Below are 14,475 nucleotides of genomic sequence, written 5' to 3'. Positions count from 1 at the left end.
AGTGCGGCCTCGACGCTACGGTTGGACGGCACCGTTCGCAAGAAACGCTGCGCTGGTAGGGACACTGGCCCGAAGACAATCCCGTCTGGGTCAGGCGCTGCGCAGGATCGCTACCGGGGCTTCCTTGGCTGCTCGTCGAGCCGGTACAAATGCTGCGGCCTGGCCCAACAGAAGCACCGTGAGTACGCCAATCGCGAGAAATGGCGCTTCGATCCTGGCCACCTCGTAGTACCGGGCCACGGCCATGTTCAGCCCGATGGCCAGTACGGTGCCGACAACAGACCCGGCGGCGGTGAGAATCAGGTTCTCCACCAGGAAGTACCGGAGGATGTCGGATTTCCGGGCGCCCAGTGCGCGCCGGATACCGATCTGCCGATACCGCTTGCGGACCCAGAAGCTCGCCAGTCCGTACACGCCCGTTGCGGTTACCACCAACAGCGCCAACCCGGAACTCAGGAACATGATCGCCATGGTCTGATCGTGTCGGAAGTAGTCGGCGCGCAGCTCCCGGAATGAGGTGCTGCGGGCGATGGTGCGGTTGGCATCGCGTTGCGACAAGGCTGTTTCACTGGACGCAATCACGTCTGCCAATCGTTCATCAGTGCTGCGGATGGCGAACATCACGCGAGTCCCGTCCGGAATCAGCGGCAGGATGAGTGACAGGTCGTTGTCTGCATCGGTCTTCAGGACAGGCCGCGAAAGCGTCTTGACGATGCCGACCACCTGGATGGGATGCTGCGCATCGGCATACAGGAACTTGCCGACCGCGCCGCCCTCCGGAAACAGCTTGTCCGCCAGTGTCTGGGAGACAACCGCCTCGCTCGCCTTGTAGAGCCCGGCATAGTTGGCGCTGGCCTCCATCGGCACAAATGCTCCCGCAGACAGATCACGGCCGGCAACAATGGTCAGGCCCAGCACCTTGGCTGCAGGCGAAGATGCCGTGTAGACAGTCGGCTCTGCCTCGACGATGCCGGAGATATCATTCCCTTCAAGCACCTTGTTGGTGAATCCCACCGTCCAGCTGCGCTGGGAAAGGGGAAGCGACTCTGTTGCGATAACCTGCTCCACGCCCGGCTGCTGCCGGATGGTCTCCAGGTCGGTCTTGATCGAGGCTGCAGGGTTGGCTGCGGCAGGCCCCAGGTACTCGGTCTCGATGACGCCCAGGTTCGCCTCTTCCAGGCCTGTATTGTAGGTGAGGGTTCCCAGCCGCTCGGACAACAGAAACGCAAGGTTCGTAACGCACGCCGTGGCAACCAGCACCTGGACCAGGAGAATGGACGCAATGAATCGGTTGCGGGTGAGCGCCCGGACGATAATGGGGACTTCTGCAATGCTCATTCTGAAGCCTTGATCTGCATGGCCAGACGGCCTGAGGTAGCGCGCAGCGCAGGGAAGAACGCAGCGATGACACTGGAAACACACGCCAGGCCCACGGTGAGAACGGCCATGCTGAGATCCATGTTTGCCAGCGAGGCGTAGTCTTCCGGCTGCATCCGCACAAGGTAGAGACCGGCCTCCGCAACGATCAACCCCACCGCTCCGCCCAGGCCGCCGATGATCAGTGCCTCAGTGCAGAGCTGATAGATCACATCCTGGCGGCGGGCGCCCAGCGCTCGACGGACTGATATTTCATGGGACCGGCGGATGAAGCGGGCGAAGATCAAGGCACTCATGTTCAGCAGGCAAACGATCAGGAACCCCAGGCACAGCGCCAACTGCAGCTTCACCTCGTTGGGGATGATGCGATGCTCGACCAGGAAGTCCTTCAAGGACACCATCCGCGGTGCGGTAGCCCTTTCAAACCTTCCCGCCTGGTGCTGTGCACGTGCGTAGTTGCCCAGGAAACGCTCGTACTGTTCGACACTGGCCGCGTCAGGCAACTCTGCCCAGAACTGGATCCATGATGTGCGGGCGTCCTGCAGGCGATTGAGGGGTTTGTCACCGCTCCATGAGAAGACGCTGTTGGACACCGTCATCTGCATTTCTGCCGCGACACCTATCGGGATGAAGAAGTCTTCGCGCCCCTTGAACACATCCCGCTGAAGGTCCGTATAGAACCGGGGGCGCGGGCTCCACGGACCGGCAATACCCACCACCGTGAATGCTTGGCCGCCAAGCCGAACCGCTGTTCCCACCAGGCCTTCACTGCCCAAACGAGCAGCCAGTTCCTGACTCAGCACGACAACCCGGGCGTGGGCAGCATCATCTTCACGTGTCCAGGCCCTGCCCTGCGCCACCGGGATGCCGAACATGGCAAATGCATCGGCAGTGACGTACTGCCCCTGCGTGAAGAATGGGATCTGCACGCTGCGCTGCGCATCCACCAATAGGCGAGCAGATGCCAGCGCGGTCTGATGGGAGGCAGGGGCCTGCCGAAGCAGGTTCTGCGCATCTACCCAGGTGAGGGCCACGCGCGGGTCCTTGCCTGGCTTGACGTCGTAGGACGTGGGGAGTGCGTCAATGAAGGGGTGATAGAGATGCTCGCTTCGCCCCGGTAGCGGATCCCACGTCATTGTCCGCACGACAGTCAACATCGTCATGCTTGCGCCGATGCCCAATCCCAGCGCCAGGATCAGCGCGGCGCTCATCCCCTTGGTTTCCAGAAGCCTTGTGCGCGCCAGCGCAACGTAATAGCCGAACATATACGTCTCTCTAATGCAGGAAGGTGGCTGCAGTCGGAATCACGTCCACCGGTTCAATCGAGATCCACGCTGTGCTGTTCTGCGCCCTGTCGCAGGCTTCCAGCAGATGCATCAGGCGAAAGCGCGAGCGCTGGATGATCCGAAGGATCGCTTCGATGTCCTTCTCGCTTCGATCCTTGATGAACGCCCTGGGCATCTTGTTCTGATTCAGGGCGTCCACAACGGCCTCCAGGGTCAGGTAGCTGAGCCGTTGGGTGGAGGCACTGTCGATGAAGATCGAGGCGCTTTCCGCCATGCGCGGCAGAAATTCCGCCAGCAAGGCCTGGATGCTGTCCTGGGAGTGGTTGAAATCGGAGAAGACCATGTCTATCCCGTCGTCAAACGCGGGGGCTTGGGCAATATCGGCGAAGTCGATCTCCTGCCAGTTGGCGACGACGTGATTCTCGACCCCGGCCCACTGGAATACGTGCTTCAGGAAAGCGGGATAGTCCTGTCCCATCTCCCGCAGTGAATCGGCAAGCGGCCCCTGCAGGCCCTCGACAAACCTGATTCCTGGCTCACTGGAGAAGTGCGAACCGTTGTCATAGGTGTGAATGACACCGCTGCCGTTCTCCCGCAGTGCACCGGCCATCCAAGCCGCAGTGACGCCAAACCCGGTACCCAGTTCGACCACGATGCGCGGGCGCGTCCGCTTGACCAGGCTGTACAACAGTACGCACAGGTCCTCGCTTCCGTAGGCCCAGCCCATGGACTCGCGCAGCGAGCTCAGCTTCTCAAGCAGCATTCATACCTCCGGCGTTGCCGGCAAGCAACCACGCGTCCAATGCAGTCTGCACAGCGGTGTCGGCGGCGACGGAACGAAGGTAGGGCGAGAATGCATGGAAGGTGACTGCTTGATCCGTCACGTACAGGAGCATCTCTCCTGCTTCGGAACGGAAGGCCTGTGCAGCTGCTCGGGTCAGCTGCCCGCACACAGCATCATCGACCTCAGCGCTTGCACGGGGAAAGTGGATTCCGTTGTAGTCCCGCCCAAGGAACCAGGCGATCACGGGGACGCCCTTCGGCCTGGACACGTGGAACTGATGCCTGCGGCGCTCTTCGTCATCAAGCTGCCGTTCCTGTCGCCAGTCAAAAAGCGACCAGACTGACTTCTGCATGGGGTCCTCGATGCGGGACAGGTCTGGTTCTTCGTAGCCATAGCTGTAGGCGAAGTCAGGCGTATTCGCCTCCGGGAGGGCGCGTTGGAGTTCAAACCACTGCACATTCAGCGGGGCCAGACACCGGGATACGCCGCGCGTGCCGGTGTCGTGACAGAGGTTCACCCCCAGCGCAAGAAGCGGCTGCAGGCGGATATGGAACCAGCGGGCATCCACACCGTGCTCTGCCAGGAGCCGCTCGATCTGCGTTCCTTCCAGAGAGAAGACCCGGTTCACCACGTTGGCTCCGCGGAACAGACTCTCAAGATGCGCACCGGGGCTCAAGCGGAGAACCTCGGGCCAGGGTTGACCCTCCATTACCGGTATCAGCTCATCAACGTGTATGGCAGGGACACCCGTAGCCAGCGCCCGCAGCGCGACCGGGTCAAGGTGATCCGCGTGGATGACGACCGTTCTGCTCATTGCTGCCACTCCCCGTAGCGATACTGACGCTTCATCTCGGCCTGCATCTGATCGATCATCTGCCCGACCTCACCATTGATGGCGTCCTTGGTCATCAACCGACCGCTGAGATCCTGCTCGATCAGGAAGCCGGCGGCGCAGACGGCCAACCTGCGCTGGACGTGGCGCTTGGCGGCTTCACCCAGGTCCGGAGACATCTCGAGATGACGCTTGAGCAGGCGGTGACACACGTAGTAGACGAAGACCGCGTGGATATAGGAGGAGTTGGGAATGGGATTGCCGGACCACGGAGACACGACACGGTGCCGGTAGTCATTGGCAACGAAGAACCCGTTGGCAAGCTCCCATGCGGCCAGATAGTTGTGGGTGCTTTCATGCATGATGCTTTCCATGCACGCCTCAACCAGAAGTTCCGGGTTATGCGTGTTCAGCAGTCGAATGGAACCTGGCTGCCTCGGCACATGCTCGGAGCCGTAGCGGCCGGCTTCATCGGACGTGACCTCTGCCGACTTGCGCACGGTGATCCGCCGGACGAAGTTGCGGATGAGAAGGCCGTACATGGGTTCTGACCGGTCGATCGCTGCCAGCGCCTCTGCCAGCTTTCGCGAGACATGCTCGCGCTCCGCATCGGTCAGCGGTAGGCACGGTTGGCTCAGCACTCCAGAGCGTGGCTCATGGTGCCGCGCCGGTGGGCTCTCAAGATCGAGCGCGATACAGTCACCCAGCTTCGGCAACTGCCGAAGGGTCCACACGCCCGTGGCATCCTTTTCCGCAACGCAGTCTCCAACCGGACTGTAGAGCTGCCACTGCCGTGCCTCTCTCAAATACCTGTCGGTCCGTCCCTGCGCCAGCTCGGCGATCGACTTCTCCCGAGCGATGATATCGTGCAGCGCGCCAAGCGCGCGGGCCTGTTCCTCTGCCCTCTCCTGCTCGTCGGCTCCTGACTCCACCCTGCCCTTCCGCGCAGACTCCAGGCACAGATATTGCTCGCAGAATTCGGAACTGAGCAGCACACGGGCTTGGCGATCGGGCCCGATTGACTGGTAAATCTGGTGCATGGCACGAGTCGTGACTCCGTATTTCTGGTCAGCAAGCACTTCCTGAAGTCGCGCTCTCATCCTGCGGAGTCTTGACCACAGGATGCCCTCGACGACCGACTCCATGCATTCTGATGTGTCTGCGATCTCCATCAGGCAGATCGGGTTTCTTACATCAGTCCGTTGCGCCTGGGTCATCGAATTCATTTTTCTCCTCCATGCAGTCATCGCCGTCCTCGCTACTTGCACCTGGCCGCTCTTATCAACCCTTCAGATCCACCTTGAGGCCAAAGATCGAAAACCACCTCTGGCCTCTATAGGCTCTGCATGACAGTGATCTACGTGCAAGGGGCGGAGAGATCCCCGCCCCTCTCCCTTCAGACGTCGAATCGGGAATCGGCGGAACTGCGCGAAGCAAATGCCACCTGCTTGCTCGCCGTGTCGTGATGGTGATGCGACCCGATAGAATCGGAGTGATGGTGCCCATCTGCAAGAAGCGCAGATTTTTCGGCTGTGAACTCACCAATGCTCAGGGACTGCATATCCGCCTTGATAGACGTCGACGCCGCAATGTCATTGGCGAAAGTGCTGTTCGGTGCGGCAGCAGAAGCCGCGCCTGCGGCTGCGACACCCGCAATGATCAGCGCGAGGGGCGAGAGAGTCTTCACAGCAGTGCGTTGGGTCATTTGTCTTTACTCCATGTAATGGTAGGCATTTGATCTTCTGAGCTGCGAACGTGATCAGCGTTGTGGCTCAACTTGATTCAACGACCTGCCGGTATCCGACTGCAACCTCGCTGCTGTGCCGCGCACAGCTTCCGCCTCGCTTGGGCGGTTGCGCCCCAGCTGCCACTGCGTCCAGAGAGCAACCATCCCGGGTTGAGCGCTTGCATTTGCACTTGTGTGCTGGCCCTGAAAAGGCGCCACTGTCGCTAACGTCTTGGCCAGGGATAGGGAGGACACGACGGCCACCCCGTATCGTGATCTGTGAGAAGCAGCGTCCTCAGCACATTCAAGAAGAGATTCGTGCGAGAAACGACATATATAGACCTGCTACAGAATTGACGATCTGCATTGGCGCTCACACACTTCCCCGCATGTCCTGTGCAAGGCAGCCTAGGAAGGGGGGGTATTCATGGAATTCCGCACTGATTCACTGTCCGCTCGGATCCGCGCTGCTCGTATCGGCAGCGGGCTATCTCAAACCGATCTCGCCAAAGCTCTGAACGTAAACCGGGCGACGGTGGGCCACTGGGAACGCGAACTAGGCTTCGTGCCGTCTATCGACCATCTGCATGCGCTGAGCAGGGTCACGTGCGTGAGCGTATCCTGGCTGATTTCGGGTGACACCATCGCCGATGGTGGGAAGCCGGAAGGAATGCGCCTGCAAATGGAAGCACGCATGTTGACGGCATCGCGCAACCTTCCGATCTCCCTCCTCGACAACATTGTTGAGTTGATGAGGTCTGCCGAACGCCATATCTGACGTCGTCCCGACGACTGAACCACACGTAGTGGCAGGCCGGATAATTCCTAGATGTCACGCCGAAGTATTCCGATGGTGATCGGCACGCCGCCGCCGCACCATCAAGCGCCTCTCCGCAGGAATCCACACATGAGCCTGGCGCTGGTCCATAGCCGTGCCCGCGCTGGGGTCGATGCCCCGCTGGTGCGGATCGAAGTGCATCTCTCCGGTGGCCTGCCGGTCACCCAGTTTGTCGGCCTGGCCGAGACCAGCGTGCGTGAATCACGCGAGCGCGTACGGGCGGCCCTGCTCTGCGCGCGCTTCGATTTCCCGCAGCGGCGCATCACCTTGAACCTGGCGCCCGCCGACCTGCCGAAGGAAGGCGGACGTTATGACCTCGCGATTGCCTTGGGCATCCTCGCTGCCAGTGGCCAGGTCGATCCGCAGTCGCTGCTGCAGTACGAGTTCCTCGGCGAGCTGGGCCTGACCGGCGAGCTGCGCCCGGTGTCCGGTGCGCTGCCCGCCGCCATTGCCGCCGCCGAAGCGGGGCGCATCCTGATCGTGCCGCCCGGCAACGCTGCCGAAGCTGCGCTGGCCCAGCACGCCGATGTGCGCGTGGCGCGTACTCTGTTGGAATGCTGTGCCGGGCTCGGGAATCCACGTTTGCTGCCGCAGGTGGAACGCGTGGACACCGCACCGCTGCCACTGCCGGATCTGGCCGACGTGCGCGGGCAGGCGCTCGCACGCCGGGCGTTGGAAGTCGCCGCCGCTGGTGGTCATCATCTATTGCTGATCGGCAGCCCCGGCTGCGGTAAGACCCTGCTGGCCTCGCGCCTGCCCAGCCTGCTGCCGGATAGCGAAGAGATCGATGCCCTGCAGTTGGCGGCCATCACCTCGGTCAGTGGCGAAGGGCTGGACCCGAAGCGTTGGCGGCAGCGGCCGTTTCGCGCGCCACACCACAGTGCGAGTGCAGCGGCGTTGGTGGGTGGCGGCAATCCGCCCTGCCCCGGCGAGATTTCGCTGGCCCATCACGGCGTGCTTTTCCTGGATGAACTGCCGGAGTGGAACCGCAGCGCGCTGGAAACTCTGCGCGAGCCGCTGGAATCAGGCCACATCCGCATCTCCCGCGCGGCGCGCAGCGTGGTCTATCCCGCGCGTTTTCAACTGGTGGCGGCGATGAACCCATGCCCCTGCGGCTGGGCCGGCGACCGCAGCAACCGCTGCCTGTGCAGCGACGAGCGCATCACCCGCTACCGCGCGCGGGTATCGGGCCCGTTGCTGGACCGCATCGACCTGCACATCAACGTGAGCCGCATGGATGCGGTGGAGTTGCGTGAGAGCACACCGCTTGGCGAACCCAGCGCCAGCGTGCGTTCGCGGGTGGAAGCGGCGCATGCGCGGCAACAGGCGCGTGGTGGCCTCAACGCGCACCTGCCGCCTGCTGACCTACGTGCGTGCACGCGTTTGAGCGAAGCCGACCAGGACCTGCTGGAACACGCCATCGAGCGCCTGCAGCTGTCGGCGCGGGCAATGCATCGCATCCTGCGCGTGGCACGCACGATTGCCGATCTGGCCGAAAGCGAGACCATCCAGACCGCGCACCTGGGTGAGGCCATCGGGTATCGGCAGTTGGAACGGAGGAGGACCGAACCGTATTCCCGATGAATCAGTCTTCTTGGAGACTGCGGAAGCAGTTATCACCGCGACGCGTGCGAATAACCAACGCGACTACAACAGCGTGGCGACTCAGGTCTCCTCCAACGGCGTCGCCATTCGGAGCATCGCACCAGGAGAGACGTCGGACGGCTTGAGCGGGGCTGCCGGTGACATCATTGCCTTCCGCGTACCACTTCCCACTGGAAAGACTTCGCTGAGCATTCTCAGCTACGGTGGCACAGGGAATATCTCGTTGTTTGGCGCCGATGGTCGTCCGGCCTCACGCGAGTCGTACGACACGTTCTCTACGCGGCAAGGCAACGTCGAGACGATCCGCTTCACCGGCTTGGCAGGCAATGCGGTTTACTTCATTGTCAGTGGTGAGTCTGGGTTCTCGGGCGTGCCGGTACGCGTTCAGTAAAGCAATCGCCCGGCTGCGCTGTGCAGCCGGGCACTTTTCTGGAGTATGTTGGATGAAAACAGCTTGGGGCGTGCTTGCGTCGGTGTCATTGCTCTGCGCTGCGCTCTCAGCGTGGCTGCTTTTCACTTCTTCAGCGGGGCCAAGGATGTATGCGGCCATGCAGCTCCTCATTGCGGGATTGCTGGCGTCCGTGATCTGTACAATTTTGTCGGTTGCGCTTGCCGACTATAGGCGGCGGCTGTTAAGTGCGGCGTTGCTCGCCGGTTACGCCGTGGCAGTGCTGGTGTACTTTGGATCAATGGGGAACGTTAGTTGATTGCGGTCTTTCGACGCCGATCACGGTCGATCACCGCGGGCCACCGGCACCTAGAGCGGAGGAGTGTCGGCATCGCAGGCGCTACCACCGTCTCCGTAGCCACGGTGGCCGCAAGCCTTGCATCGCACTGGTGTCAGGAACGAGTCGTTGCTGCTGGCGAAAAGCTAAACAAGCATCTCTTCTTGAGTCTGCTCAACAAGCCTGAGTATCAATGGGGCGAATTGGATACTCTCATGCATTTCATTGGCTCAGACGAGGCCACAACCAAACGACTGCTGCTTGAGATTGGCGCCCGTGCGACGTCCCCCGGCCCGAGTAGCGGGCAGGTTTATGTTCAGGTGTTGATGTTACCTTTCTTCACCGCAAACTGCGCGATGTAATCAAAGCGGCGCTATGCCGGATAGATTCACATCGGCTTCCTTGGAGCTCGCCCACCAGTGATGCCTCGCTTAATGCGGGGCGGCCCCGTATCACTCACCGAGCGGCGATTGCCTCGCGTGGCTCGGCCACTGGCGCTGAGGGCGACTGCATGTGACGCGCCTTGGTTGCCGCCAAGAGCTGGGCGCAGCGTGGACAGCGGCCTGTCGGTGCTGGAGTGGCGCAACTACGATCTGGTGGGAACGTTCCTGGCGGCCGGTCTCGGCACGCGCCTGCAGGAATAGTTCGTGCTGCGCGATGCAAAGGTGCATCTGGTGCTGTTCGGTATGGGGCTGAGCGAAGAAGTCGCCAGTATCCGCCTGCGCCTGCGCGCGCAGGGCATGCCGTCGCCGATTCTGGTCCGGACGTACTTTGACAGCTACGACGAGTCACTGTTCTGGCGATCGCTGGCGGCGCACATGATCCTGCCATCGGTGCAGGAGGGCGCTGGCCCCCTCCCCGCCACAGGCGACGCGTGCGACCATGCAGGGCCCAGTCCCTAGCGGTGCCTGCCTCGCCAGGTGCCCGCCCAGACATAGATGAGTACTCCCCAGCCGCCGCACCTGCCGACCTCCGATGCATCCGCTCCGCTGACGCCTGCTGCAACCGGCGGCGGGCCACTGGGTGAAACGAAGATGCGCGAAATCGCGGTGCGGATCTCGCAGTACTTCCGCGATTTCCTCGAATCCGATTTCAAGCGCGCGCAGGCCCCCCGGCGCCGCATCGTGCTCACCAGCGATTCCGGCTTCCGCGCGGGCATGCGTACGGCGCCCTACCCGGCGCTGGACAAAGAGCTGTGGAAGCTGCTCAGCCGGCCCTCCGGCGAGGAGCTTTCCCTCACCATCGGCCCGCGCAGCTACACGCGGCCGATCAGCGCGACGCTGCGCCGGATTGTCGAAGAGCAGGTGAACGCCATCAGCGAGACCGCCATCGCTACGGTGCGCGTGGCGGTGCTCGACACGGCGCGTGCCAGCATGGCCGGCACACTGGAAGACCCGGAAGCCTGGGTGGAATCGGTGCAGGGCACCCTGGTGGACGCGATGTGCGTGCAGGTGGTGCGGCCGCTGATCGCGCATCTGGCCGGCCCGCTGCAGGGCCAGGCGTACTGGGTGATGGATTCGCTGCACGCAGCGGAATCGGACCTGGTCACGCGCTCCGTTGTCGATCTGTACCAGACGCTGCCGGAAGTGCTGGCACGCCTGCTCGCCACCGGCGACGAGCTGCCGCTGCAGCTGGCCTGCGAGCACCAGTTGACCCGCGACGGCACGATCAGCGCGCTGATGGCGTTCTTCGAGAACTTCGTGGCGGCGGACGCCTTCCATGAGTTCCGCGACCTGGAAACCTATGTCGCCACCGGCGATGGTCTGCAGCTGTATCTCTACGTGGGCACGCTCAAGTACGCGGGCGTGCAGTACCCGGTGTTCTACCTGCCGCTGGACGTGGTGCGGGCCAAGGATGGGTCTGGCTATACGCTGACGCTCAGCAACCGCCTTTTCGCCAACCGCCGCGCGATCGACTTCGTGCTGCAGGAGCTGGCCGTGGGCATGGCACGCGAGTGGGTGTCGCCGATCCAGGAGCGCATCCAGTACCTCGAGCCGGCACAAAGCCTGTTTGAAGTGGCCGCATCGCTGTTCCGGCAGGTGGCCAATGCCGTGGATCTGGGCGGCGAGGTCTCGCTGTCCTCGTCCGCCAGCGAGGCGTCCACCGCCACCGTCGCGCTGTCGCCGGCCCTGCACCTGGCTGCATTCGAGCGCGCCGACGAGGCGCTGCTGAATGATTTCGAAGAGATCATCGACCAGGCCCGCAACGGTGGGTCGAAGCTGGTGGATCTGTTCCACGGCATGGTGGAAGGCGTGCTGATGCGCAACCCCGAGCCGATCGGGGAACGGGTGGAATCGGCGTGGGATGCGCTGCCGCTGGTGGAGCGCATGGTGTTCGATTCGCCCATCCCGTTGAACGAGGAGCAGCGCAAGATCCTGCTGGCGGTGCGCGAGCCGCAGGGGCGGATCGTGGTGGTCGAAGGCCCACCCGGCACCGGCAAGTCGCACACCATCACTGCCATCGCCGCCGACTGTGCGTTCAACAAGAAGAGCTGCCTGGTGCTGTCGGACAAGACCGAAGCGCTGGACGTGGTGTACGACAAGCTGTCCGATGCGATGAGCCGGGTTCGCCACGATCGCGATTTCCCCAACCCGATCCTGCGGCTGGGCCAGCAGGCGGCCAACTTCAAGCGCCTGACCTCCACCGGCACCATCAGCCAGATCTCGGCCTTCGCCAAGGCCATGAAGGCCAACCAGCCCGCCCTTGAGAGTGAGCGCCAGGACACGGCGCAGACCCTGCGACAGGCCATTTCCAGCACCGTGCAGACGCTGGGGCGTGTCTCGCTTGCCGCTGTGAAGACCATGCACGAGCAGGAAGCGGAGCTGGGCGAACGCGCACCTGCGGTATTGCAGCAGGTGCACGCGGTGATGGATGCCAACGTGCTGGCCGAGCTGGAAGCGGTGGCCGCGCAGGCGGACGCATTGGAAGCCTATCTTGCTGACCTGTTCGACAGCACTGACTACACCCCGGCGTCGCTGGACGAGCGCATCCGTCGCGATGCAGTGACAACGGCCTTCCTTGCCGACCGACCGGTCGACGGCTGGGAGTTGTTCGAGTCGTTGGATGCCGACCAGGTACGGCTGCTGGGCACGCTGCTGCTGCAATACCAGCAGCTGAAAATGCCGGTGCTGGGCTATCTGCTGCGCGGCAATGCGGTACGCGGGCTGGAACTACAGCTCAACCAGCTGGGCACCACCCGGCCACTGCTGCTCAAGCACGATGCAGCGGCCCTGCAGGCCATCGTGCAGGGCGCAAACGCGCTGCGCATGAAGCTGGAGGCCGAAGGCCTGGGCGCACAGCTGCCTGCCAGCTACCGGCAGATCGCCCACGGCGCCGCGCCGGGACCGGGTGCGGCGGTTGCACGGCAGGCAATGACCCTGCTGGCGCGGCTCAATCCGGCCATCGTCGAGACCCTGCTGGCCGAGCCGAAGGACGATCCCGCGCTGTGGGCGCTGACCCTGCGCTTCCTGCAGGGCTGGATGGCCACGCGCAAGGCCTTCGTCGATGCGCCGCAGTACGACTATGTCGGCACCAAGACCAAGCTGGAACGCCTGAACACCTCGGTGATGAATGCCCACGTGGATGGGCGCCTGATCAGCTTCATGGATCATCACCGTGCCGACGCGCGGGCATTGGCGGGCGTGATCGCCAACCGGCAGAAATTCCCGGTGGACAAGTTCGAGAGCGTGCGCGAGTCGTTCCCGGTGATGATCGCCAGCATCCGCGAGTTCGGCGAGTACATGCCGCTGGCACCGGACCTGTTCGACGTGCTGGTTATCGACGAAGGCTCGCAGGTCTCGGTGGCGCAGGCGCTGCCGGCGCTGCTGCGCGCGCGCAAGGTGGTGGTGCTGGGCGACTCCAAGCAGTTCTCCAACGTCAAGGCCGCCAACGCCAGCATCGCGCTGAACGACAAGTACCGCTCGGATCTGGTCAACTACTTCCGCGCCAACGTCAGCCAGCAGGCCGACGTGCTGGAGCGGTTGGCCATGTTCGATGTGAAGCGCTCGGTGCTGGAGTTCTGCTCGCTCTCGGCCTCGTACTCGGTGATGCTGCGCAAGCACTTCCGCAGCTATGCGGAACTGATTGGTTTCTCGTCCTCCACCTTCTACAACCACCAGCTGCAGGCACTGAAGATCCGCAGCCGGCCGCTGCAGGAGGTGATCCGCTTCAGCCAGGTCGATGCCAGCGGGCACCGTACCAGCCGCAGCACCAACGACGCCGAAGCGGCGTTCATTGCCGAGCGCCTGGCCGAACTGCTGGATACGGAGGCGCCGCCCACGGTGGGCATCATCACGCCTTTCCGCGAGCAGCAGACGTTGCTGTCCAAGGCATTGTTCAACCATCCGCGCGGCCGCGAGTTCGAAGAGCGGCTTCGTCTGAAGGTGATGACGGTCGACTCCTGCCAGGGTGAGGAACGCGGGCTGATCTTCTATTCGATGGTGGCGACCGCCGGCCAGGATGCCTTGAACTACATCTTCCCGGTCAGCCTGACCGGCGCGGTGGATGCGGTGGAGGACAAGCTGAAGGTGCAGCGCCTGAATGTCGGCTTCTCCCGTGCGCAGGAGGCGATCTGGTTCGTCCATTCGATGCCGGTCGATGCGTTCCGCGGTGCGATCGGCAATGCGCTGCGTTACTACGCCAGCCAGCTGGACCGCCCCGCGCCCGACGCCGCGCAGACCGACGCGCGCAGCCCGATGGAATCGAAGGTGCTGCAGTGGCTGCAGCAGACGCCGTTCGTGTTGGAACATGGCGATGCGGTCGAGATCATTCCGCAGTTCCCGGTGAGCGACTACCTGCGCCAGCTTGACCCGACCTACCAGCATCCGGCGTGGCGCGTGGATTTCCTGGTGACCGTGCAGACCGTGCGCGGCGCGCTTCAGATCGTGATCGAGTACGACGGCTTCGAGTTCCATTTCCGCCGCGACAAGCCGGTGCATGTAGGCAACCACGAGCGCTATCTGGTGGAGACCGATGTCGAGCGCCAGCTCACGCTGGAGAGCTACGGCTATCGCTTCCTGCGCATCAACCGCTTCAACCTCGGCAGCGACCCGGTGCAGACGCTGTCCGACCGGCTCTACCGCCTGATTGAAGTGGCCGGCACGGAAATCCGCTCGGCAGCGGTCGATCAGGTGATCGAGCAGGTGCAGGGACTGGAGTCGAAGGAAAAGAAGGTCTGCAGCCGCTGCGGGCAGATCCGCAGCCAGGAGGAATTCTTCGACCCTGACCTGCGCGCCGGTGCCGGTGGGGTGGGACGGATCTGCATGCCCTGCAAAGTCAGCTGACGGAGGCAGCGTCGCACATG

Annotated in this window: 13 protein-coding genes; 7 read left to right on the top strand and 6 right to left on the bottom strand. The window is 63.1% G+C overall.

Features of this window, described 5'->3' with window-relative positions; all coding sequences use genetic code 11:
* Positions 1–90: 90 nt before the first annotated feature.
* The 6 genes from GIW57_RS01315 to GIW57_RS01290 all read right to left on the bottom strand — a co-directional run bounded on the left by GIW57_RS01315 (position 91) and on the right by GIW57_RS01290 (position 5,984).
* A complete protein-coding gene (locus tag GIW57_RS01315; RefSeq protein WP_236508956.1) occupies positions 91–1,338 on the bottom strand; it encodes an FtsX-like permease family protein in 1,248 nt (415 codons plus the stop codon).
* Positions 1,335–2,642: an ABC transporter permease gene (locus GIW57_RS01310; RefSeq protein WP_100462132.1), complete on the bottom strand. Its 1,308-nt coding sequence runs from the start codon at positions 2,640–2,642 to the stop codon at positions 1,335–1,337. Before GIW57_RS01310 ends, GIW57_RS01315 begins: the two co-directional genes overlap by 4 nt.
* A gap of 10 nt (positions 2,643–2,652) precedes the next feature.
* The gene (locus tag GIW57_RS01305) at positions 2,653–3,426 is read right to left on the bottom strand and encodes a class I SAM-dependent methyltransferase (RefSeq protein WP_236508955.1); all 774 of its coding nucleotides are present in this window, start codon (positions 3,424–3,426) and stop codon (positions 2,653–2,655) included.
* The gene (locus tag GIW57_RS01300; protein ID WP_100462130.1) at positions 3,416–4,261 is read right to left on the bottom strand and encodes a hypothetical protein; all 846 of its coding nucleotides are present in this window, start codon (positions 4,259–4,261) and stop codon (positions 3,416–3,418) included. The genes GIW57_RS01305 and GIW57_RS01300 overlap by 11 nt, the downstream gene beginning before the upstream one ends.
* Positions 4,258–5,505: a hypothetical protein gene (locus GIW57_RS01295; protein ID WP_236508954.1), complete on the bottom strand. Its 1,248-nt coding sequence runs from the start codon at positions 5,503–5,505 to the stop codon at positions 4,258–4,260. The genes GIW57_RS01300 and GIW57_RS01295 overlap by 4 nt, the downstream gene beginning before the upstream one ends.
* 170 nt (positions 5,506–5,675) lie before the next feature.
* On the bottom strand, positions 5,676–5,984 hold the full coding sequence (locus GIW57_RS01290) for a hypothetical protein (RefSeq protein ID WP_100462128.1): 309 nt from the start codon (positions 5,982–5,984) through the stop codon (positions 5,676–5,678).
* Between the two features lie 448 nt (positions 5,985–6,432).
* Here GIW57_RS01290 and GIW57_RS01285 point away from each other — a divergent pair, with 448 nt between their 5' ends.
* The 7 genes from GIW57_RS01285 to GIW57_RS01255 all read left to right on the top strand — a co-directional run bounded on the left by GIW57_RS01285 (position 6,433) and on the right by GIW57_RS01255 (position 14,455).
* Complete coding sequence (locus tag GIW57_RS01285) at positions 6,433–6,783, top strand: helix-turn-helix transcriptional regulator (protein ID WP_100462127.1); 351 nt, start codon at positions 6,433–6,435, stop codon at positions 6,781–6,783.
* Between the two features lie 129 nt (positions 6,784–6,912).
* Positions 6,913–8,427 (top strand): YifB family Mg chelatase-like AAA ATPase, encoded by a 1,515-nt coding sequence (locus GIW57_RS01280; RefSeq protein ID WP_236508953.1) that lies wholly within the window; start codon positions 6,913–6,915, stop codon positions 8,425–8,427.
* A gap of 10 nt (positions 8,428–8,437) precedes the next feature.
* Positions 8,438–8,839: a hypothetical protein gene (locus GIW57_RS01275; RefSeq protein WP_236508952.1), complete on the top strand. Its 402-nt coding sequence runs from the start codon at positions 8,438–8,440 to the stop codon at positions 8,837–8,839.
* A gap of 52 nt (positions 8,840–8,891) precedes the next feature.
* A complete protein-coding gene (locus GIW57_RS01270) occupies positions 8,892–9,155 on the top strand; it encodes a hypothetical protein (RefSeq protein WP_236508951.1) in 264 nt (87 codons plus the stop codon).
* Positions 9,156–9,337: 182 nt separating this feature from the next.
* Positions 9,338–9,535, top strand: a complete 198-nt coding sequence (locus tag GIW57_RS01265) for a hypothetical protein (RefSeq protein ID WP_236508950.1) — start codon at positions 9,338–9,340, stop codon at positions 9,533–9,535.
* A gap of 285 nt (positions 9,536–9,820) precedes the next feature.
* Complete coding sequence (locus tag GIW57_RS01260) at positions 9,821–10,075, top strand: hypothetical protein (protein WP_236508949.1); 255 nt, start codon at positions 9,821–9,823, stop codon at positions 10,073–10,075.
* A gap of 36 nt (positions 10,076–10,111) precedes the next feature.
* Positions 10,112–14,455, top strand: a complete 4,344-nt coding sequence (locus tag GIW57_RS01255; RefSeq protein WP_236508948.1) for an AAA domain-containing protein — start codon at positions 10,112–10,114, stop codon at positions 14,453–14,455.
* Positions 14,456–14,475: the final 20 nt, after the last annotated feature.

The organism is Stenotrophomonas sp. PA-6-5C (genome assembly GCF_021605635.1).
Lineage (GTDB): Bacteria > Pseudomonadota > Gammaproteobacteria > Xanthomonadales > Xanthomonadaceae > Stenotrophomonas > Stenotrophomonas lactitubi.
This window is presented reverse-complemented; position numbering and strand designations above follow the sequence as displayed.

Bases quoted from the DNA above. Each gene is read 5' to 3' on its own strand.
- GIW57_RS01285 (WP_100462127.1), top strand. From the start codon at position 6,433: ATGGAATTCCGCACTGATTCACTGTCCGCTCGGATCCGCGCTGCTCGT.
- GIW57_RS01315 (WP_236508956.1), bottom strand. From the start codon at position 1,338: ATGAGCATTGCAGAAGTCCCCATTATCGTCCGGGCGCTCACCCGCAAC.
- GIW57_RS01300 (WP_100462130.1), bottom strand. From the start codon at position 4,261: ATGAGCAGAACGGTCGTCATCCACGCGGATCACCTTGACCCGGTCGCG.
- GIW57_RS01310 (WP_100462132.1), bottom strand. From the start codon at position 2,642: ATGTTCGGCTATTACGTTGCGCTGGCGCGCACAAGGCTTCTGGAAACC.
- GIW57_RS01290 (WP_100462128.1), bottom strand. From the start codon at position 5,984: ATGACCCAACGCACTGCTGTGAAGACTCTCTCGCCCCTCGCGCTGATC.
- GIW57_RS01270 (WP_236508951.1), top strand. From the start codon at position 8,892: ATGAAAACAGCTTGGGGCGTGCTTGCGTCGGTGTCATTGCTCTGCGCT.
- GIW57_RS01295 (WP_236508954.1), bottom strand. From the start codon at position 5,505: ATGAATTCGATGACCCAGGCGCAACGGACTGATGTAAGAAACCCGATC.
- GIW57_RS01280 (WP_236508953.1), top strand. From the start codon at position 6,913: ATGAGCCTGGCGCTGGTCCATAGCCGTGCCCGCGCTGGGGTCGATGCC.
- GIW57_RS01305 (WP_236508955.1), bottom strand. From the start codon at position 3,426: ATGCTGCTTGAGAAGCTGAGCTCGCTGCGCGAGTCCATGGGCTGGGCC.
- GIW57_RS01255 (WP_236508948.1), top strand. From the start codon at position 10,112: ATGAGTACTCCCCAGCCGCCGCACCTGCCGACCTCCGATGCATCCGCT.